This is a genomic window from Blastopirellula marina, from assembly GCF_002967765.1.
Lineage (GTDB): Bacteria > Planctomycetota > Planctomycetia > Pirellulales > Pirellulaceae > Bremerella > Bremerella marina_A.
In genome coordinates, this window is sequence record NZ_PUHY01000010.1 from 343,234 (window position 1) to 363,003 (window position 19,770).

Consider the following 19,770-nt stretch of genomic DNA (forward strand, 5'->3'; position numbering starts at 1 on the left):
AGCGTATCGGCAATGAACCCGCTGGGAAATCATCATTTCCCTAGAATTAGCCACCTTGCAGAGGGATGCTAGTCCAGCTAGTAGAGAGTTCGGACTTAACGAATGCGTAAAACAGGTCGACTTTAACTCGAGAATTGCTGCCGATATGGCCCTGTTCATGGTTCTTCGGAAACCAACTTGGTCTTTGAGTACCCAAACCATGATTCTTGATCGAGATCCGACCAGTTATCTGCCGGGATCCCCTCACAAGAACTGGACTTCGGGGGAATTCGCGGCAATTTGCCCCGTCTTAGGGAAGAATCCGCGTAAATGGGAGGTCTGAAAGTGGCACGATGGGCCAATCTTTGACCGCGCGAACTAGGTGGGACATCTCAGATTGATGCCATCATCTCAAAATAAGACGAACTGTCGGCCAAGGCCGTAATAATCTTGAATCAAAACGGAAAGATTTACGGAAACGAAAACCATGCTGGCAGAACAACTTACAAAATAATCAAACCCAAGCAAGACAGTTTTGTGAATTTCTGGCCCTTGAATTGCACTACCTCGAAGCCAAGTCGGGTTGGTCAGTTGACGGAGTGCTCTGGCCGCCTAAACAACCATGTTGGTCAAGACGATCTATTTTATCCGCCAGGGAGGAGTGAGAGGTCATGTTAGTACTGAGTCGAAAAATTGGTGATTCGATCAAGATTGGCGACAACATCGAAATCGTGATCAATCGTATTTCTGGCAATCGAGTTACCATCGGCGTCGATGCCCCCAAAGACGTCCGCATTCTTCGCGGCGAAGTTGAAGTCGAGCTAGATGACGACTCGGTGGCAGCCCTCGCTGGCCTCATGAACGTCGGTCAACTCGACTACAGCCACTCGACAACCTAATTGCAGAATCCCCGCACCGTGCGGCTTTTTACGATGCTGCTCACAACGCTAGCGGTGCCGGGGAACTGATTTCCGTATTAGAGAATGGGGATCTCTCATTCTTCGGAAATTGCACACCGCAACCATGTTGCAAGCCAATCGATAACCATCTCGTCCTGTAACAGGACCGGGTGATGCAATAGAAGTGTTCTTGAGGCCGCGTCCCGAGAATGCTGTAGTAATCCCACCTTCCGCGTTTGGCTGCTCGGCCGCTTATAGAATCCGCGGAATCCCTCGCCCAAGGGTACCTGATCACGTATCGCCAATTGTGTTAAGTGCTGCGCTCGTTGCGAGGATTCGCACAGCCACGCATGTTTGTAGAAGGCGGGATGTTCGGAGCTGCACACCACCGGGCGAAGCACTGATTCTATGTCCGTCAGCTTTTTACGAAGTAGAGACAAGCTCTTACTGCGTTTCTGGTTACGTATTTCTAGTTGCTCCAGCTGAGGAAGTATCACCGCTGCTTGCAACTCGCTGAGTGGAAACGCGTGGTTCCCTCGCTCGCAGTATATTTTTGCGCGCTGCAAGAGATCGTCGCGATCAGTTAAGATCGCCCCACCTCGCCCGGCGGTGACTAATTTACTACCTCCAAAGCTGAGAACGCCAAGCTCGCCGCTCGAACCGGCCCATTTTCCCTCCACGATCGCGCCAGTCGCCTGGCACGCATCTTCAATCACGGCAATTCCGTGAGCCGCGGCGATTTCGTTGACTTGTCGCATAGCCGCCGTCCCCCCATGAAGATGGGAAACGATGATCGCGACCGTTGATTTAGAGATGGCTGCCTCGATATTGCCGGCGTCAAGACACCAGGTATTCGGATCGATATCGGCCAACACAGGAAATAGCCCTGCATCTTGGATCGCGCGGAAGTTGCCTGGAAAATCGTAAGCTGCCAGGATCACCTCACTACCATCCTGAGCGTTGAGCGACCGTAAGGCAATTTGAACCGCGATGGTGCCGGAAGCACAAACCATTGCATGCTTCACGCCATGCATCTCTGCCAGTACTTCCTCCAGCCGTTCGACGTTCGGCCCGTGATAGCGGCCCCAGCTACCATCTTCGTAAGCGCACAGCAGCGCCTCGCGAATGGCCGGATCGTTAGCAATAGGCCACATATTCCAATTTGGATCAAAGGGGGAGGTCTTCGGTGATGAAATTGCTAGGTGCTCCTACGGGGAATCCCCTGAATATGGTGGCTTTCAGCCGATCTCGCATTGACGAGCTTTTCACGATCTTTGTATTGTCTCCCGGCTTGTCGCCTCGTGTCCAGCCTGGACGAGCCGCAACCAAGCGAACCCTAACCCCACAATGAAGTAGCTGACATACACCGAGTACAAAGTTCGCGTCACATGATCCGCTTCAACAACCGAATCATGCCTGTCATCGCTGGGGTTCCACGAATGACGCGGGCAATACTTGTGACCATGGTCGCAATCTGCTGCCTCGCCAACACTGGCTGTATGAATTCTCGGTTCGCCAGCGTTCGAAGAACGCCCACCAATCCGCTGGATGCTCCGCTGCAGTTAATGTCGTACGGCGGCCCCAAAGTCACCGATCGCACCCGTCAATCATTGCGACAACTGAGTCTCGACAAATATGCCGACGGGGACTATTCTCGCGGCTTGAGTGAGTTGGCCCAGATCATCGAAAAAGAACCGACTGCCGACGCACTTTACACCTACGCGGAACTTTCCTACATCGCTGCCACACGCGCAGATGCGTTGGGTAAGAACGCGACCGCCTTGGAACTATACGCCGGCAGCGTTTCCCATGCCTATTACTACTTGTTTGAATGCAAAGATGGTGCGCGATCCGACGGTTACGATCCGCGATTCCGCCAAGCTTGCGATATTTACAATAAGTCGCTCGAAGGTTCGTTGCGGCTGGTCAAACTGCAAGGCAAGCTGAAGCAGGGCGAGACCTATCGCATCAAGACCCCGAACCAAGTCTTTATTGTCTCGCTCGATACGGTTGGTCGTTGGAAAGACACCAAATTCCAAGACTTCCAATTCACTTCCGACTTCGAAGTGGAAGGTCTCAAGAATCAGCATCGTCAGTATGGACTTGGCGTGCCGCTGATCGCCGAGTGTAAAGATAAGCCGCCAACGGCCCCCGGTTCCGAATACTTCCCGCCCAATCTTACGTTTGCCCTAACCGCATTCCTTGAAGTCGCGCACACCGAAGATGTCGACCCAGATACGAAGAAGCACATCCATTACTGCCATATCCATTTGTACGATCCGCTAGAACAACCTGAGATCGAAGTCAAAGGGAAGAAGGTGCCGCTGGAAGCGGACATCAGTACGCCGCTGGCTTACTTGCTCGATTCCAGTTCGATGAGCCAGGTCTACATGGCAACACTCGGGATGCTAACCCCCGGGCAGCAGCAGGATCAACGCGGGATCTACATGCTGGAACCGTACGATCCGAAAAAGATTCCCGTGATGATGGTGCACGGTCTCTGGTCGAGCCCGATGACCTGGCTGGAAATGTTCAACGATTTACGTGCTCAGCCTGAAATCCGAAACAACTACCAGTTCTGGTTCTACCTCTACCCCACGGGACAACCATTCTGGATTTCAGCCGCCCAGTTCCGCAACGACCTGGCAACAATGCGCAACGAACTCGATCCCGATCATGCGGCGATCGCGCTCGATCAGATGGTGCTCGTCGGACACAGCATGGGCGGGCTAGTCTCGAGGATGCAAACGATCGAGAGCCAAAGTAACTTCTGGCATCTGGTTTCCGAGCGGCCACCGTCCGAGCTCAAAGGCGATCCGGTCGATGCCAAGGCGCTGGAAGATGTGCTCTTTTTTCATCCCAACCATTCGATCCGTCGTGTGATTACGATGGGAACGCCCCATCGGGGAAGCGATTTTGCAAATTCGACAACTCGCTGGCTGGGACAAAGCTTGATCACGCTACCGAGCTTTGTCACTGGTAGCAGCAATCGCCTGGTGTCTAGCAACCCTGGCTTCTTCAGCAATGAAGAGCTACTACAGATCAGCACTAGTGTCGATTCATTGGCTCCAGACTCTCCGGTCTTGCCGGCAATCAATGAAGCTCCGAAAGCACCATGGGTGAAGTATCACACGGTGATCGGTATCGTTGATCCAGATACTTGGCTCGGCTATTTCTCAGGACGCAGCGACGGCGTCGTGAAATACGAGAGCGCCCACTTGGATGAAGCGGTTTCCGAGTTGGTCGTCACGGCCGACCACAACTCAGTGCATCGAACGCCGCAAAGCGTGTTAGAGGTCCGACGCATCTTAAGAGAACATATCAAACAGTTGCGGGAAGAGTACTACAGCTCCATCCAGCAACCGGCAACGACGCCTCAAGCCGACAACGAGATCATGCCAGCAAGTCATGCTGCCCCGGTCGCGGAACCGCTTGCTCCTGTACAACGTTCGCCTCAAGCTGAAACGAACCCGTTGAGAAGGAGCATCTATTCGACTCCCCCGTCGCCCAATTAGCAATCATCAGGGGAGTCGAAGGTATCCATGTTAACCGATGGCATTCGACGATCGCGAAGCGAGAAAGTCTCTCATACTGACGGCACGTGGCGAATCGTTTCGCTTCGATTCGGTCGAATCGGCCTTCACGCGAAAGGAAACAACCCGGTACTCTTCCTTTGCCTGAGAGTTACTACCGGCACTCGCAGCTTCGATTTGATCGATGCGATTGACGGTCGTCTTTGACTCGGTTTCCTCGGCGGGAGCGGGCTCTTCCTCTGGTTCGAGTTCGCTGCGAACGATCTTTACATCCGAAGGAGCTTCGATACCGATACGAACCGTGTTGCCCTTCACCTTCAAGATGGTGATGGTGACGCCTTCGCCGATTTGGATTTGCTGCTGCTGCTTGCGAGTCAAAACTAACATGGATTCACACTCCGTTGCAAAAAAGGGATTTCCTTGAGTGGTTTTGTTGGTGCTCTTTGGATTAGCAAAGAGGATGCCAAAAAACGATCAAATGACACCAGTTTGACGTAACTGGTTCACTCATAGGAAGTTATCACTAACTAAGCCAAATCCTTGACTGCCAAGTAGTGTACAAACTTTCAATAGTTTGGCAAGCAAGTTTGTCAAAATCACAAAATGACAGTCCCGAAACCGCCAAACTGGACGGTATCCATCCAATCATCACTATTTGACTAACCAGTTAAATAGCTAGCACTTGCGTTGCCTACGCGATGCTATCAACTGGTGAGTTAACCGCTGTTTCCGCAAACTATTCACAGGCGGGCGCACGAAGCTTTTTTTGGCGACGATCGCGGCAATCTGTCCAAAACAGCCGCGCTTTAGCAGCCGCGTTATCAAAAAGGACGTCTGGAACGCTGCGATGATAAAGAGCCCGACGCGCAAAAAAGTGCCCAGCCATATGACCAAGGGCAGCGTGCCGCTTTGAAAGCGACTCAGGTCACATGGCCGGGCTGGGGCTTGGTATTGAGCGGTTCGGTGTCACTCACACGTCGATGGACGGAGTGACGTCGTTCAAGCCCGACGCAGGTACGCAGATTTTAGTTGTTCCAACGACCTACGGCCTTTCCAATAGTCTTAACGAAAGGAAAAAAAATCAAAATGCTGAGACGGTTACAGCTGATAGGGGAGGGGTAATTTCCCCCGCCTGCTCGCCACGTGGGTCAAAGAACTGATAGGAAACGACTCTCCATTGGCCGTCGGGGTCCTGCTGGAAGGTTAGCACAAGGAATGTGGCGAACTGCCCATCCATCACATCGTTGCTCTTCAAATGGCCGGTCATCTTCACGTTGACCTTGGCAATCCCGATTGGCGGCGTTGATCCATGATTGATCGTTACCTCCAGGTTTTGCTTTACCTTCACAGTCTCGATCTGAACCAAACTCATTTGGCGTTCGGCTTGCGTTTTCAGATTCGGGACCGCATCTGAAATACAATCGGTTACCCCTTCGACATCATTTGCCTCGAGAGCCACGGCGATATCGTAGACAACCGCCTCGATACGCTCGCCTTCGGTAACAATGACATACTCAAGCGCCAACAACAGGGAACAAACCGCGATCCATCCGATCAGCAGATACAGGAAAAGCTGCTTGCCCGTCTGCAACATCGTGCCCGCCAACACGGCACCACCGACCACGGCGATGATGATGATAGGGAGCGATTGTTCAAAAATCCACATTCAGGATCACCGTAGGTGTAACTCAGGGTTGCTGATCGGCTGACGGAGGAGGATCGTCTGGCTTGCGAAATCGCACGTACCACAATCGAACCCAGCCGACCGAAACGAGCAAACCAAGAACGACGTAGATATAGCTCCAACCAATTAGCGTGTTCTCAGGGGTCGATACTGTTAACGGGGAATCACTCGGGGCGGCATCTTGGCCAACTTCCAGCGTCTGGCTGGCAAGCTCACGAGCTTGATGCTGCCGTTCGATCTCGGCTTGGCGGATATCCAGCTTCGAGCGGAATACCACCAGCAAGATGAGCGCTGTCGTGGCAAACAGATAAAGCCAAAACCAAGGAGAATCAGTGATCGGCTCTTGCTGCGGGGCTGGGGTGGCGCTCATGCCCTTAGTCTAACTCACCGTGACAAACCACGCGAAAGAAAAACAAGGGGCCACGAGGGGCCCCTTGTTCGTATTAGGCAATCTGTGCGGGCCAAGGCTTACTTGCCACGCTTCTTCAGCAATGCTGGACCACCATAAAGGGCCAGGTCGCCCAGTTCAGCTTCGATTCGTAGAAGCTGATTGTACTTCGCCATGCGATCGCTACGCGAAGCGGAACCTGTCTTGATCTGACCAGTCCCCAACGCAACGGCCAAGTCGGCGATGAACGAGTCTTCCGTTTCACCACTCCGGTGGCTGGCGATGCTGGTGTAGTTGTTGGCGTGGGCCAATTGAATCGCATTGATCGTTTCGGTCAACGAACCAATCTGATTCACTTTGATCAGAATGCTGTTAGCGATATCTTCGTCGATACCACGCTGCAAACGCTCGGTGTTGGTCACGAATAGGTCGTCGCCCACCAATTGGCAGCTGCTACCGATCTTTTCGGTCAGCATCTTCCAGCCTTCCCAGTCGTCTTCGTCGCAACCGTCTTCGATCGAAACGATCGGGTACTTGGCAGCCCAAGCGGCCAGGAAGTCGACCATACCGGCGGAATCGATTTCCTTACCGTCGATCGTATAGGTCTTCTTGTCCTTGTTGTACAGTTCGCTGGAAGCAACGTCCAAAGCGATGAAGACCTGTTCGCCCGCCTTATAGCCTGCAGCTTCGATCGATTCCATGATCAGATCCAAAGCTTCGATATTGCTACCAAGGTCCGGGGCGAAACCACCTTCGTCACCGACAGCCGTGTTGAGCCCCTTACCTTTGAGGACCTTCTTCAAGCTGTGGAAGACTTCCACGCCACAGCGAAGCGCGTCGCCAAACTTGTCGAAGCCAAGTGGGAAGACCATGAACTCTTGGACGTCGACGTTGTTGTCTGCGTGCGAACCACCGTTGACGATGTTCATCATCGGAGCTGGCAGCGTGCGAGCGCCAACGCCACCCAGGTAACGGTACAGCGGCAGACCGGAAGCTGCGGCAGCGGCTTTGGCGACGGCGAGCGAAACACCCAAGATCGCATTCGCGCCCAGCTTGCTCTTATTCGGTGTACCGTCCAATTCGATCATCAATTCGTCGATGTGCGTCTGGCTGGTCGCGTCTTCGCCAATCAAAGCATCCGCGATCACGTCGTTGATGTTTTCAACCGCTTTGGTGACACCCTTGCCCAGGTAAACGCTCTTGTCCCCGTCACGAAGTTCCAAAGCTTCGTGCACACCGGTCGATGCCCCACTAGGAACGGCAGCGCGGCCAACCACGCCGCTGTCCAAAATCACTTCGACTTCCACCGTTGGATTTCCACGGCTGTCCAGGATCTGAAGCCCGCGAACGTCGACAATCATGCTCATGGTTTTGGCTCGTCTTCTATCTAAGTTTTCAAAAATGGGAGTGCTATTTTAGGAATTCCGCAAGTGTGGGGCAGCATGCGGAGAAGCTCGAAATCCATGACTGGTTCAAGCGGAATTTCAAAAATCGCCGCTATTTTGACCCATTTAGGGCGTGCTTGCCAAGGATGGGACGGGTCGTTGTGGGGAATTTTCCCTGCCGTTAAATTCGTGAGTAGTCGTTCCGTTACTCAATCCAGCCCCTAACTGGACGTTTCGAGGAAACCATGTTTACCGGCCTTGTTGAAACTCAAGGAAAAGTCGTCGCCCTTAAGCCCGAAGGACCGGGGGTTCGACTTTCATTAGAAAATCCCCTCGTCGCCGGCAGCGCGAGCCTGGGCGACAGTATCGCCGTGAATGGCTGCTGTTTGACGGTCGTTTCGATCGAAGAAAATGTCGTCGATTTCGAAGCAGGGGAAGAGACCCTCAATAGAACCAATCTCGGTCAACTTAAGATTGGCAGTCTGGTGAACTTAGAACGATCCCTTCAACTCGGCGATCGCCTTGGCGGCCACCTCGTGACGGGGCACATCGATACCACCGCCACACTGGCCGAGCGCAACGATGACGGCGAGTGGTGTACGATGTGGTTCTCAGTACCTACTGAAACCACACGGCAGATGGCCAGCAAGGGCTCGGTAACGATCGACGGCATCAGCTTAACTTTGGTGGATGTCACGAATGATCGTTTCAGCGTTGCGTTGATTCCGCACACGCTCGATGCCACCACGCTTGGCAAACGCGTGGTCGGCGACACCGTTAATATTGAAACCGATCTGCTGGCCAAGTATGTCCAGCGGCAGCTCGAAACCCAACCCAACAACTAGTTCCTTTGGAAACCGATTTCCCGCATGCCTGAATTTCGCAATCAAACGATCTCGTACCTTACGAGCAAATTCCGCGAAATCGGAATCCGCCCTGTTTCGAAACATGGTCAGAACTTCCTGATCGATATGAATCTGCTCGACCTGTTGGTTCGCTCGGCAGATATTCAGAAAGATGACGTCGTTCTGGAAATCGGAACCGGTACCGGCACCCTTTCCACACGCATGGCAGCCCAGGCTGGGCACTTGGTGACGGTCGAGATCGATCCTCACATGGCCACGTTCGCCCTGGAAGAACTAGACGACTTCGAGAACGTGACGCTGCTGAATTTCGACGCGCTGCGTAATAAAAATCACTTCCGTCCCGAGATGATTGAGACGATCCGCGAGAAGATGGCCGAGATCGGCACGGATCACTTCAAGCTGGCCGCCAACTTGCCGTACAACGTAGCCACGCCGATTATCTCGAACCTGTTGCGAACCGAGATCACGCCCAAGAGCATGACGGTTACGATTCAAAAGGAACTGGCCGAACGCATTACGGCTCCGCCGAATACCAAAGACTACAGCGCATTGTCCGTTTGGATTCAAAGCCAATGTCGCTGTGAGATCGTGCGGATCTTGCCGCCGAGCGTCTTCTGGCCGGCACCGAAAGTTCATTCCGCGATCTTACAGATCGACATCGAACCTGAACGTCGGGCTCAGATCCCCGATCTCGAGTTCTTTCACGAGTTCAACCGTTCGCTCTTTTTCCACCGCCGGAAGTTCCTGCGTAGCGTACTGCAAAGCGCGTTTAAAGGTCGCTTGGAAAAAGCAGAGGTCGATCAAGTGATGGAGCAGGGGGGCCTCGACGCGAGCAGCCGCAGCGAGAACTTCACGGTCGATGAAATCCTCGCCATGAGCGAACTTTTTCGCCAAAAACTAGCCGAAAAAGAAAGCTAACGCGAGGATTAACGACGGATTACAAGGATGGGCACCGATAAAAAATGCTTCGATTCCCTGGATGGAAATCGAAGCATTTAATCGTGGTTAAGATTGTTCTCTAGCGCGTCAGCTTGGCCGTGATCGGAAAGTGATCCGACGGGGTGCGGCCGTCTCGACTGTTGTGCAAGATCTGAGCGTCTTCGATTTTCCAAGCGGCGGAGACACCAATCCAATCGATTCGTGCTCCTTGGGTGCCATTCGCTTTGAAACCAGAGAAGGTACCTTCGCCATCCTTCTTTTCTGGGACGAAAGCCCGATAGGTATCGACAACTGGTGACTTCTCGCCGTCGACTTCGGCAAACATCGCTTCGTATGGATTGGAACCTTCACCAGCGTTGAAGTCGCCGGTCACGATGGCATCGCACTTTTTATATCCAATTCCGTTCAGGATCGTCTCGCGTATCATCTTCGCTGACTCGATACGCGCTTCTTCCCCTCGGTGATCGAAGTGCGTGTTGGTATACATAATCGGCTTCTCGCTTTCCGACTTTTTGTCCTTCAACAAAACCCAGCTGGCCATGCGTGGCAAGCTGCTGTCCCAGCTCTTGCTACCGGCAACATCGGGCGATTCGCTTAGCCAAAAGTGACCGCTATCGAGTAATTCAAATCGATCTTTCCGATAGAAGATCGCACACATTTCGCCTTGCTCTTTTCCATCTTCACGACCAGCAGCATGCACGGCGTAGTCCGGCATATGCTTCGCAATGAAATCACGTTGGAATGGCAAACATTCCTGAAGTCCCAGCAGGTCGGGCGACACTTCCTGGATCGTCTCAGCGACGAATTCCTTTCGCTTGTTCCAATGATTTTCGCCGTCGTTGGCTGCACCATAACGGATGTTGAACGACATTACCGTAAGGTCAGCGTTTGGCTTCGTCTCAGGCCCAGCACCGAACAATACGGTCACCGTCGACAATCCTAGAATCAGCGACAAAGCACAAAGTAAAACGGCTCGCATGATCTAACTTTCTCAATTGCGATGTTCAAAATCCGATGGGGGAGGGTGAGTTGCTGGAACCTACTTGGCAACCCGGACATCGCTCGCGGTTGCCAATATTTCAGCTGAGGCAATTACAGGCGGTGTGCGCCCGGTTGCCCCGATTCAACAACAAAGGAAGCTCGCGTCACGAGCGGTGCGTCCGGCTTGTCGACAAACTCGACGACTTGGTAATCACTGCGCCACTCCTTAGGAGTCACGGTGCAGCTAACGTAACCACGTTCGCCGTTAAAGAACTTTACGAATGGGTTCTCGCTTTGAATGATCTTCTCCGCATCTTCCATCTGACCGCCGTTTCCACCGGACGTGATCGAAGTAGCGACGAACTCGGTTCCCATCGGGGCTTCCTGTTCGTTCTGGAAATCGACCTTCAAATCGTTCACCCAGTTCTTATGAATGTCGCCCGTCAGCACGACCGGATTCGGAACTTTGCGGTCACGCATGAACTCGAGCAAGCGATTACGCGAGTGGCTATAGCCTGGCCACTGATCCATGCTGAATTTTTCGTCCTCACCCTCCTGGCGATCGACATGGGCCATCATGACTTGCTGGCCGAGGATGTTCCAGTTGCTGTGCGAAGCGATTAAGTCTCGCATCAGCCAATGTTCTTGGGTGTCGCCCAGCAGCGTCGCGAAACGATCTGCTTCCAATTCGTTGTAGGGCTTCAATCCGTCGCCGTTCGGCTGATCGGTGCGATACTGGCGGGTGTCCAGCATCTGGAAATTGGCCAGCTGACCGTAAGGAATGCGGCGATATAGCTTCATGTGCGGGCCCTGGGGCATACAGCGGCGGCGAAGCGGCATCATTTCGTAATAGGCTTGATAGGCGTTGGCACGTCGCAACAGAAAATTAGCCGGATCGATTCCTTTTTCTTCCGAGATATCGCCAGCACAGTTGTTGTCGAACTCGTGATCGTCCCACACGACTAACCAAGGACATCGCGCATGGGCCGCTTGTAGGTCGGGATCGGTTCGGTACAACGCGTACCGATTTCGGTAATCATCCAGCGATTCGATTTCAGGGCTGTTATGCCGCCGAACGCGATCAGCTTTCGGGGCATATTCGTAGATGTAATCGCCCAGGTGAAGTACTAAATCGAGCTCTTCCTTGGCCATGTGTCCTAGCGCTGTGAAGTAGCCCTGTTCCCAGTGCTGACACGAAGCGAACGCAAACCGCAATTCATCCTTGTCGGCATTGAACTTGGGTGTGGTACGTGCGCGACCGACCGGGCTGATTGCGTCGCCACATTGAAAGCGGTAGAAGTACCACTTGTCGGCCGGAAGTCCGTGGACTTCGACATGCACGCTATGTCCCAACTGCGGTGTGGCGAATGTCTTACCACTCTTAGCGATCGTGCTGAAGCTTTCGTCTTCCGAGAGCTCCCAGGTCACCTCGAAGATCTCGGCGGGCATCCCACCACCTTCGATTGGTTCTGGTGCCAAACGTGTCCACAACACAAAACCGTCGGGCAGGGGATCGCCACTGGCGACACCCAGAGTGAAGGGATCGTTTGAGAACGAGGCGTTCTTCTTCGCCGAGCCTTGCAAGCATTGACCGAACCAAGGAAGCAAGGCCAGCGAACCTGCCCCCAAGACAAATTGACGCCGATCGGCCAGAAACGTGGCAGCTGAGGAACGAAACATTTTCAGGAAGGACTCCGAAGGCAGGCTTCATTGCAAAGGAATAATCGATCCAAGCAGATTATCCCTTCCATCTAGCAGAGCCAATCAGGATGAGCGATTCACTTGCCGATCTCAACCATAACTTCACAAGAAAGTGGTAATCGAACCTGGGACAGGATGTTCGCATCCCCCATAAAGCCCAGAAACAACCTGATTTCGCTCCCCCATTGGGCCTGTTTTTCGAATTCAATTATCCTAGGGCGCGATACTCCCCCAAACGCACGTTTCGGTTATCATGACAGTTTGCCCGAAACTGGGCCGAAATTGACTTAAGCTCGTTCATAGCCGAAAGTTTCCAAGCCATGCAGTTCATCGAAATGACAGGCAGAGAGTTGATGGACGCTCTGCACGATGACGAATTAACTGCCGAAGATCTGCAGAAATCGCACATTACCGAGAATTCCATTGTCCGCATTAATCGCCAGGGGGATATCGAAGTCCGACGTCCTGAAGGCTGGGATATCGTGGGGGGTCTGATCGGGGATTATGAAAATCGGATTCTCAAAAGCTGCGGCCGTACCTGGGCGTAGGGTCCGATCCAGGGACGCACCGCGAGATGGTCGCATGCACGTTATTCCTATGAATCCTCGTCAACTGACTCGTCCCCTATCGCTAACACACGCACATTGCGTGGTTGCTTCGGTTGGTATGCATCGATTTTCCACATTACCGCCCAACGTTTGCGGAAAAGCTGGTAACTATCTGCTTCTTCCGACGCATATGATTTCATTGCGATTTGCTTAATTGGAGATTGAAAAGCTCGTGACTCCCGAGATGCTCAATTCGTTCACCCCTCCGTCCACGAACATCGTGGATCGTTTGCGTCATCGTGCCGAGCATCTGGGGTCGCAGGTTGCTTTCACCTTCCTGGTCGACGGGGAAGATGAAGAGATCAAGCTCACCTACGAGCAACTCGATCGCCGCTGCCAGGCGATCGCAGCCGAGCTTCAAGCCCGTGGTATGGAAGGGGAACGCGCGCTGTTGCTGTTCCCTCCTGGGCTCGACTTCATCGCGGCGTTCTTTGGCTGCTTATACGCCGGCGTGGTTGCAGTGCCGGCCTACCCACCGCGTCGTAACCGTAACATGGTCCGTATCCAGGCCATCGCCGACGACGCCCAAGCCAAGGTCGCTTTGACCATTGCCGACGTTTACGAACGCATGGTGCCCATGCTGGAAGAGACGCCCGGCCTGAAGACGATCGATTGGATCCGCATCGATCAAGTCGAAGAAAAGCTATCGGAGAAGTGGGATCAACCACGCCTCACCGCCGAGACGATGGCCTTCCTGCAGTACACATCCGGTTCGACCGGAACGCCCAAGGGGGTGATGTTGTCGCACGGCAACATGATGCACAACTCAGCCCTCATTTCATACGCCTTCGAACATACCCGCAGCGTGCGAGCTTGTTTCTGGCTGCCGATGTACCACGACATGGGTCTGATCGGCGGTGTGCTTCAGCCGATGCAAATTGGTCAGCCGAACGTGTTGATGTCCCCTATGGCGTTCCTGCAGCAACCGTATCGTTGGCTGCGTGCGATCTCGAAATATCAGTGCAATATCAGCGGTGGCCCGAACTTCGCTTACGAACTTTGCTGCCAGAAGATCACGCCTGAACAGCGCGAGAAGTTAGATCTCAGCAGTTGGGAACTGGCCTTCAACGGTGCAGAACCAGTCCGTCCCGAAACGCTCGATCGCTTCGCCAAGACTTTCGAGCCATGCGGATTCCGACGAGAAGCGTTCTATCCGTGTTATGGGATGGCTGAGGCTACGCTGATTATTTCCGGTGGCATGAAGAAAAGCCCGCCGGTGATCCAAGCGGTCGACGGTTACTCACTTGATCAACACCAAGTCGTCGACGCCGATCCCGACGACGACGGAGCCCGCGTGATCGTTGGCTGTGGGAACACGTTGCCCGACCAACGCATCTTGATTGTCGATCCTGATACGCTCGAACGGAAGCAACCGGACGAAGTAGGAGAAGTTTGGGTCTGCGGACCGAGCATCGCCAAAGGTTACTGGCGAAACGACGAAGCGACCGAGACCATCTTCCACGCTTACACTTCTGACACCAATGAAGGGCCTTTCCTTCGTACGGGTGACCTTGGCTTCATGAACAACGGCGAATTGTTCATTACCGGTCGCTTGAAAGACATGATCATCGTGCGGGGCGTCAATCGCTATCCGCAAGACATTGAACAAACCGTTACGCAGTGTCACGACCTAATGGAAGGAATGACGGCGGCAGCGGTGATGGCGGAAGTCGCCGATCGCGAACGCTTGATCATTGTCGCCGAGGCACCACGAGCCAAACGCAAAGAGCTCACCGATATCATCGCGGCAATTCGTCGTGAAGTGGCGATCGAACAAGAGATCTCAGTCGATGGCGTAGCGTTGATTCGACGCGGCTCGATCCCGAAGACTTCCAGCGGAAAAATCCAACGGCACGCGTGCAAAGAGCACTTTCTGACACACACCCTGCCGGTCCTCGAACGTTGGGTCGCGTGGGACGAAGTTCAAGTCTCGGAAGAGATTCAACGCGTCAAACTTCGCCGGGCTCAGTTGGAAGCTGCCCGAGCGGACGCCGAAGGTTTGGCCGTTTCCGATCCGATCGTCCGCCAACGAACCGTTCAGTTGGTGATCGATAAGATTCGCGAGATCGCTCGGGATCGCGCTCGCAACATCGAACCTGAAACCGACATCTTAGAACTCGATCTCGATTCGCTGGAACGAATGGAGATTATTGCTTCGATCGAAGACTTGTACGGGGCACGCTTCCCCGATGATGTGCTTCCCTCGATGCGTACGGTTGCCCAAGTCGCCGACTCGATCGAAATCTACCTGGCCACCGATGATTTGCGTCCTACGGTGCCGAGCGAGATCCCTCAGGAAATGTTCGGCTTCTCGGCGCTACCTGAGTATCGCCAGGTTCGGCAAATGGCCGATCAACTAGGAGAATTGGGGCTGCCCAATCCCTATTTCCAAGTGCTTGACGGTCCCACGTCGGCCACGGCGTCGGTCGAAGGCAAAGAAGTCATCAACTTTGCTGGCTACAACTATCTGGGCCTCGCTGAACATGCTGAAGTCAAACAGGCGGCAATCGAAGCAATCCACAAGCAGGGAACCAGCACGAGCGGAAGCAGGCTGATCTCGGGCGAACGCGAAATACATCGTGAGCTGGAAAGCGAACTCGCCAAGTTCATGCGGGTTGAAAGTTCGATGCTGATGTCAGGTGGTCACGCCGCCAATGAAACAACGATTGGCCATCTGCTACGAACGGGTGACCTGATTCTGCACGACTCGATGGCGCACAGCAGCATCATCACTGGGGCCAACCTTTCCGGAGCCCGTCGTCGCCCTTATCCGCATAACGATTGGCGGGAACTCGACGAGATACTGCACGACATCCGTAAGGACTATCGTCGCGTGCTGATCGTCGCCGAAGGTGTGTACGGCATGGAAGGGGACATGTGTCCTCTGCCCGAGTTGGTCGAGATCCGCAATCGCCATAAGACATGGCTGATGGTCAACGAAGCCCACTCGTTGGGTACCATCGGCAAGACTGGCCGCGGCGTGCACGAACATTTTGGAATTGATCCCAGCGAAATCGATATCTGGATCGGTACCCTCAGCAAAGCTTTGGGATCCAGTGGCGGATTCGTCGCTGGTAGTCACGACTTGATCGATTACTTGAAACACACCGCATCCGGTTTTGTTTACAGTGCCGGTTTGTCCCCTTCATCGACAGCAGCCGCTTTGGCAGCACTCAAGTTGATTGAAGCGAATCCTGAATGGATCGCCAAGCTGCATCAGAACTCGGAACTCGTTCGCGATCTGGCGAAGAAGGCGGGCTTGAACATTGGTGGTAGCGAGCTTTCGCCGGTTGTGCCGATCATCGTCGGCGATTCGATGATGACCATGATCCTGGCACAGAAGCTATTGGCCGACGGTGTCAACGCCCGTCCGCTGACTTATCCCGCGGTCGAAGAGTCGGCTGCTCGTTTGCGACTATTCGTGAATGCTCATCACACGAAAGATCAGATCCGTCAAACGATCAACAAGCTGGCCGCATTGTGGTCGAAGCTGCAAAGAGAAAACCACGCCAGCGCCGGCTAAGCAGATTGTTCGGTGTTTCTCCTTTTATGATTACTCGTTCTGCGCATAAAAAAAGCCTCGTCGATCATGACGAGGCTTTTTATTTTCATTCCGTGGAATTCGCAGGGGCTATCGGTTTAAGGTAACACCAAACGCGACGCCGGTGACCGCCATTTCCTGGCTGTCGAAGATGGCGATCGGGTCGCGACCAACACCCTTACCGAAGTACAACGTGTTCCACGATACGTCGATCGAGATCTCGCGGGTCAGGTGATAGGCAGCACCCAGGGCGAACTCACCACCGATCACGGCGTTCGAGTAGTCGCCGATGTCGCCGCGGTACACCCAGTTGTTACCGGCGAAGGCTCGCAGTTCGCTCTTCAAGGTCCATTGACCTCGGTGCGAGAAGACTCGGGTACCCACCTGTCCAAGCAGCATATTGTTCTGCATGAAGATGAATGGGTTGGTCTTGTCGTTGAACTGCGTGAATCGCAGACCGACCATTGGCTCCATCCAGAATCCTTCATAGAACTGGGGTAGACGCCAGGTGCGGTTTCCTTCGAAGCTGTTCAGGTCGCCTCGGTTCACCAAGTCGTAAGCGGGGCCATCGAGCCGCCATCCGCTAAACAACCATCCGCTATCCTCTTCGGTCATGAAACCGAAGTCGACGCGGTTGCCGTAGGTGGCATCGCCGTTGAAGCCGCCTTCAACGTTGTGCCCACGGCTGACATTCATGAACAATCGGTGATACTCGAAGAATATCCCGGTGTTCGGATCAATGGTGTCTTGACCGTACTGTTCGGTGATGGGGGGTGCGAACCACTGGAAATCATAGTTTTCCAGATTCACATCCGTAAACGGCTGCATGGCGGCGGGGTACACGGTGTCGTACTGTGCCTGCACGCTGGAAGCAGCCGCCAAATTGGCCACGATCACCAGAGTCCACAGTGCTTTACGATTACTCAACATGGTCCACTTCTACCTTGTGACTTCCACGGTAATGGTATGGACGACGCCACCTTAGCGATGGCGAAAGTTCCTGCGTTGCCGTTTGTATCGGAATGTCTGGGAGTACGAATTGAACCAGTTTGGCAAACTCTGCCGAAAATTCGTTCTAATCGGCAAATCTCAACATCCTAGCCCTCCAACCCCGCCTAAACTGCCGGAATCTCTTCCCAAACCGAATTCATTTGCCCCTCTTCAGTCGTTCCGCGTATATTTCGGGTAGGATAGTAACGTCCTGTTTCGCTAGCAATTGCCGAGGATTTTCCGATATGTCCGCCCGTTCCTTCCTGCTTGCCCTCCGTCCTCTCTGTGATCGCCGTTTGTGGATGCTGGTCCTTTCGATGCTGCTAGCGTCGGGAAGTCAAACCGAAGCAGCCGAGAAGAGCAACGGACCAGAATTCGTTCGCGTTAAAAAGAACGACTCCGGTCAGCCAGCCGCCCTGCAGACGGCAATTGCCCACTACCAGGCCAAAGATGGTAGCAAGCTGAAGGTCGATCTGATCGGCGCGGTCCACGTCGGAGAAGATTCGTACTACAAAGAATTGAACAAGCGATTCAAAGCCTACGACGCCGTGATGTACGAATTGGTCGCGCCTGAAGGGACACGGGTTCCAGCAGGCGGGGCAGGGCATAGTAGCCCGGTCAGCGGTTTGCAAAACGGGATGAAAGACATGCTGGAACTTGAATTCCAGCTAGAGAAGGTCGACTACTCCCCCGAGAACTTTATCCACGCCGATATGTCACCCGAAGAGTTCGCTAAGGATATGGAAGAGCGAGGCGATAGCATCCTGGGAATGTTTGCCCGAGCCATGGGTCAGGGCCTCGTTCAACAATCCAAGGGTGGCTCGACCGATGCCGCAATCATGATGGCGTTGTTCTCGTCCGATCGCGCGAAGAAGCTTCGCCGCGTGTTCGCCTCGCAAATCTCAGATATGGACAGCCAGATGCGGGCGATTGAAGGGAAGAACGGATCGACCATCATCAGCCAGCGAAACGCCAAGGCGTTCGAGGTCATGGGTCGCGAGATCAAGAACGGCAAAGAGAAGATTGCCGTTTTCTATGGAGCCGGCCATCTGGAAGATATGCACAAGCGATTGCTCGATGACTTTGGCATGGAACTCAAGTCGGTCGAGTACCTTGACGCGTGGGACCTCGACTAATCCATCGCCGAGTATTTCTCGCTTCCAACAAGCAATTACGACGTGCGGTCTGCCGAAATCGGAGAAGACCTCGCGTCTTTTTTTGTGCCCAACGATTACGCTAGCACGCCGTAGAACGTCACAGTCCCGAGCGAACGCGAATCTCGCAAAATGAAGAGCGAAAACTCGTTCGTCAAGCCGTTTACAAAACGTACTTGCTTCCTATACTTGGCATCACTTTTGTGCTGCCGCTCGGGGACACGCGGTAGCTTCGAGTCGAATCTAATCTGACGAGTGTCGCACGGATGGCCAAGTTCTCGATGAATCAAATGACCACACTTCGCTGGTCGTTTGAGCAAGACTGCTTTCGATACCGCGAAGCGGGCCTCTCGGCAATTCATGTCTGGCGAGACAAGATTCATGATTATGGCGAGGCCAAAGGAGCAATCCTCCTCGAAGAGCTCGGTCTCGAAGTCTCTGCCCTTAGTTGGGCTGGCGGATTCACTGGCAGCGATGGTCGCAACTTCAAGGACGCCCTCGAAGACGCCCGTCATGCGGTGGATCTTGCCCATGAACTTCATGCCGGCTGCTTGATCGTTTACAGCGGTGCCCGCGGTGGCCATATCAGCAAGCATGCTCAGCGTTTGTTCTCTGGTGCACTGGACGAGCTGATTCCGTACGCCGAAGCGCACGACGTGACGCTGGCCATCAAACCGATTCGTCACAAATACGGTTGCGATTGGACCCTCATCCGCCGCATGACCGACGCGTTGCAGCTGATCGACTTGATCGATTCTCCTCGCTTCAAGCTGGTGCTCGACCTTTACGAGTTCGGCGATCAGGCCGATGTCCTTGATAACCTTCATCTGTTGATTCCATACCTGGCCTTGGTGCAAGTTGGCGACCGCGGCTGCGAACCGCTCGAGGAACCGAATCGCTGCTTACTGGGCAATGGCCATCTAGCGCTCAACGAAACGATCACCAAGCTCGTACAACTTGGCTATCATGGACCGTTCGATATCGAACTCATGGGACGTGACGTGCAGAAGTTGGAATACGACGAAATGCTCTCGCACAGCATGGGTTATCTGCAAGCGATGAAGTGCTGAGCGTCAGCACTTCCTACCTCGCTACAGCGCAATCGCCCCAATCTCAATGACG

Annotated in this window: 16 protein-coding genes; 8 read left to right on the forward strand and 8 right to left on the reverse strand. The window is 53.8% G+C overall.

The features are described from left to right. Window positions 1–650: 650 nt before the first annotated feature. Window positions 651–878, forward strand: coding sequence for a carbon storage regulator (locus tag C5Y83_RS12315; protein WP_105330041.1), 228 nt, complete (start codon window positions 651–653; stop codon window positions 876–878). A gap of 95 nt (window positions 879–973) precedes the next feature. Here C5Y83_RS12315 and C5Y83_RS12320 read toward each other — a convergent pair whose 3' ends face one another. After that, window positions 974–2,032: a DegT/DnrJ/EryC1/StrS family aminotransferase gene (locus C5Y83_RS12320; protein WP_105330042.1), complete on the reverse strand. Its 1,059-nt coding sequence runs from the start codon at window positions 2,030–2,032 to the stop codon at window positions 974–976. Window positions 2,033–2,266: 234 nt separating this feature from the next. On the opposite strand from C5Y83_RS12320, the gene C5Y83_RS12325 reads away from it, so the two are divergent. Further along, window positions 2,267–4,393 (forward strand): esterase/lipase family protein, encoded by a 2,127-nt coding sequence (locus tag C5Y83_RS12325; RefSeq protein ID WP_105330043.1) that lies wholly within the window; start codon window positions 2,267–2,269, stop codon window positions 4,391–4,393. A 30-nt stretch (window positions 4,394–4,423) separates the two neighbouring features. Here the strand turns inward: C5Y83_RS12325 and C5Y83_RS30070 are convergent, their stop codons facing one another. The 4 genes from C5Y83_RS30070 to eno form a co-directional block, all read right to left on the reverse strand. Next, the gene (locus C5Y83_RS30070; RefSeq protein ID WP_105330044.1) at window positions 4,424–4,798 is read right to left on the reverse strand and encodes a carbon storage regulator; all 375 of its coding nucleotides are present in this window, start codon (window positions 4,796–4,798) and stop codon (window positions 4,424–4,426) included. A 694-nt stretch (window positions 4,799–5,492) separates the two neighbouring features. After that, window positions 5,493–6,077, reverse strand: a complete 585-nt coding sequence (locus tag C5Y83_RS12335; RefSeq protein ID WP_105330045.1) for a hypothetical protein — start codon at window positions 6,075–6,077, stop codon at window positions 5,493–5,495. 22 nt (window positions 6,078–6,099) lie between these two features. Then, window positions 6,100–6,465 (reverse strand): hypothetical protein, encoded by a 366-nt coding sequence (locus C5Y83_RS12340; protein WP_105330046.1) that lies wholly within the window; start codon window positions 6,463–6,465, stop codon window positions 6,100–6,102. Window positions 6,466–6,563: 98 nt separating this feature from the next. After that, the gene (gene eno, locus C5Y83_RS12345; protein WP_105330047.1) at window positions 6,564–7,850 is read right to left on the reverse strand and encodes a phosphopyruvate hydratase; all 1,287 of its coding nucleotides are present in this window, start codon (window positions 7,848–7,850) and stop codon (window positions 6,564–6,566) included. A gap of 263 nt (window positions 7,851–8,113) precedes the next feature. On the opposite strand from eno, the gene C5Y83_RS12350 reads away from it, so the two are divergent. Both C5Y83_RS12350 and rsmA read left to right on the forward strand, forming a co-directional pair. Continuing rightward, window positions 8,114–8,713, forward strand: coding sequence for a riboflavin synthase (locus tag C5Y83_RS12350; protein ID WP_105330048.1), 600 nt, complete (start codon window positions 8,114–8,116; stop codon window positions 8,711–8,713). 24 nt (window positions 8,714–8,737) lie between these two features. Continuing rightward, window positions 8,738–9,652 carry a 16S rRNA (adenine(1518)-N(6)/adenine(1519)-N(6))-dimethyltransferase RsmA gene (gene rsmA / locus C5Y83_RS12355; protein WP_105330049.1) on the forward strand — a complete coding sequence of 305 codons (915 nt, stop codon included), beginning with the start codon at window positions 8,738–8,740 and terminating at the stop codon, window positions 9,650–9,652. Window positions 9,653–9,752: 100 nt separating this feature from the next. Here rsmA and C5Y83_RS12360 read toward each other — a convergent pair whose 3' ends face one another. Together C5Y83_RS12360 and C5Y83_RS12365 are read right to left on the reverse strand one after the other, a co-directional pair. Then, entirely contained in the window at window positions 9,753–10,652 is a 900-nt protein-coding gene (locus tag C5Y83_RS12360) for an endonuclease/exonuclease/phosphatase family protein (protein WP_105330050.1), read from the reverse strand. Window positions 10,653–10,765: 113 nt separating this feature from the next. Further along, complete coding sequence (locus C5Y83_RS12365) at window positions 10,766–12,334, reverse strand: alkaline phosphatase D family protein (RefSeq protein WP_105330051.1); 1,569 nt, start codon at window positions 12,332–12,334, stop codon at window positions 10,766–10,768. A 341-nt stretch (window positions 12,335–12,675) separates the two neighbouring features. On the opposite strand from C5Y83_RS12365, the gene C5Y83_RS12370 reads away from it, so the two are divergent. Both C5Y83_RS12370 and C5Y83_RS12375 read left to right on the forward strand, forming a co-directional pair. After that, window positions 12,676–12,903, forward strand: coding sequence for a hypothetical protein (locus C5Y83_RS12370; RefSeq protein WP_105330052.1), 228 nt, complete (start codon window positions 12,676–12,678; stop codon window positions 12,901–12,903). A 280-nt stretch (window positions 12,904–13,183) separates the two neighbouring features. Next, window positions 13,184–16,486: an aminotransferase class I/II-fold pyridoxal phosphate-dependent enzyme gene (locus tag C5Y83_RS12375; protein ID WP_233207201.1), complete on the forward strand. Its 3,303-nt coding sequence runs from the start codon at window positions 13,184–13,186 to the stop codon at window positions 16,484–16,486. 108 nt (window positions 16,487–16,594) lie between these two features. On the opposite strand, the gene C5Y83_RS12380 is transcribed toward C5Y83_RS12375, so the two are convergent. Continuing rightward, window positions 16,595–17,434: a hypothetical protein gene (locus C5Y83_RS12380; protein ID WP_105330053.1), complete on the reverse strand. Its 840-nt coding sequence runs from the start codon at window positions 17,432–17,434 to the stop codon at window positions 16,595–16,597. A 305-nt stretch (window positions 17,435–17,739) separates the two neighbouring features. On the opposite strand from C5Y83_RS12380, the gene C5Y83_RS12385 reads away from it, so the two are divergent. Together C5Y83_RS12385 and C5Y83_RS12390 are read left to right on the forward strand one after the other, a co-directional pair. Then, the gene (locus C5Y83_RS12385; RefSeq protein WP_105330054.1) at window positions 17,740–18,630 is read left to right on the forward strand and encodes a hypothetical protein; all 891 of its coding nucleotides are present in this window, start codon (window positions 17,740–17,742) and stop codon (window positions 18,628–18,630) included. A 284-nt stretch (window positions 18,631–18,914) separates the two neighbouring features. Next, window positions 18,915–19,718, forward strand: coding sequence for a sugar phosphate isomerase/epimerase family protein (locus C5Y83_RS12390; protein ID WP_105330055.1), 804 nt, complete (start codon window positions 18,915–18,917; stop codon window positions 19,716–19,718). Window positions 19,719–19,770: the final 52 nt, after the last annotated feature.

What these genes read in the sequence shown, in the direction of transcription:
- C5Y83_RS12315 (WP_105330041.1), top strand. Translation starts at nt 651, where the DNA reads ATGTTAGTACTGAGTCGAAAAATTGGTGATTCGATCAAGATTGGCGAC.
- C5Y83_RS12320 (WP_105330042.1), bottom strand. Translation starts at nt 2,032, where the DNA reads ATGTGGCCTATTGCTAACGATCCGGCCATTCGCGAGGCGCTGCTGTGC.
- C5Y83_RS12325 (WP_105330043.1), top strand. Translation starts at nt 2,267, where the DNA reads ATGATCCGCTTCAACAACCGAATCATGCCTGTCATCGCTGGGGTTCCA.
- C5Y83_RS30070 (WP_105330044.1), bottom strand. Translation starts at nt 4,798, where the DNA reads ATGTTAGTTTTGACTCGCAAGCAGCAGCAGCAAATCCAAATCGGCGAA.
- C5Y83_RS12335 (WP_105330045.1), bottom strand. Translation starts at nt 6,077, where the DNA reads ATGTGGATTTTTGAACAATCGCTCCCTATCATCATCATCGCCGTGGTC.
- C5Y83_RS12340 (WP_105330046.1), bottom strand. Translation starts at nt 6,465, where the DNA reads ATGAGCGCCACCCCAGCCCCGCAGCAAGAGCCGATCACTGATTCTCCT.
- eno (WP_105330047.1), bottom strand. Translation starts at nt 7,850, where the DNA reads ATGAGCATGATTGTCGACGTTCGCGGGCTTCAGATCCTGGACAGCCGT.
- C5Y83_RS12350 (WP_105330048.1), top strand. Translation starts at nt 8,114, where the DNA reads ATGTTTACCGGCCTTGTTGAAACTCAAGGAAAAGTCGTCGCCCTTAAG.
- rsmA (WP_105330049.1), top strand. Translation starts at nt 8,738, where the DNA reads ATGCCTGAATTTCGCAATCAAACGATCTCGTACCTTACGAGCAAATTC.
- C5Y83_RS12360 (WP_105330050.1), bottom strand. Translation starts at nt 10,652, where the DNA reads ATGCGAGCCGTTTTACTTTGTGCTTTGTCGCTGATTCTAGGATTGTCG.
- C5Y83_RS12365 (WP_105330051.1), bottom strand. Translation starts at nt 12,334, where the DNA reads ATGTTTCGTTCCTCAGCTGCCACGTTTCTGGCCGATCGGCGTCAATTT.
- C5Y83_RS12370 (WP_105330052.1), top strand. Translation starts at nt 12,676, where the DNA reads ATGCAGTTCATCGAAATGACAGGCAGAGAGTTGATGGACGCTCTGCAC.
- C5Y83_RS12380 (WP_105330053.1), bottom strand. Translation starts at nt 17,434, where the DNA reads ATGTTGAGTAATCGTAAAGCACTGTGGACTCTGGTGATCGTGGCCAAT.
- C5Y83_RS12385 (WP_105330054.1), top strand. Translation starts at nt 17,740, where the DNA reads ATGTCCGCCCGTTCCTTCCTGCTTGCCCTCCGTCCTCTCTGTGATCGC.
- C5Y83_RS12390 (WP_105330055.1), top strand. Translation starts at nt 18,915, where the DNA reads ATGGCCAAGTTCTCGATGAATCAAATGACCACACTTCGCTGGTCGTTT.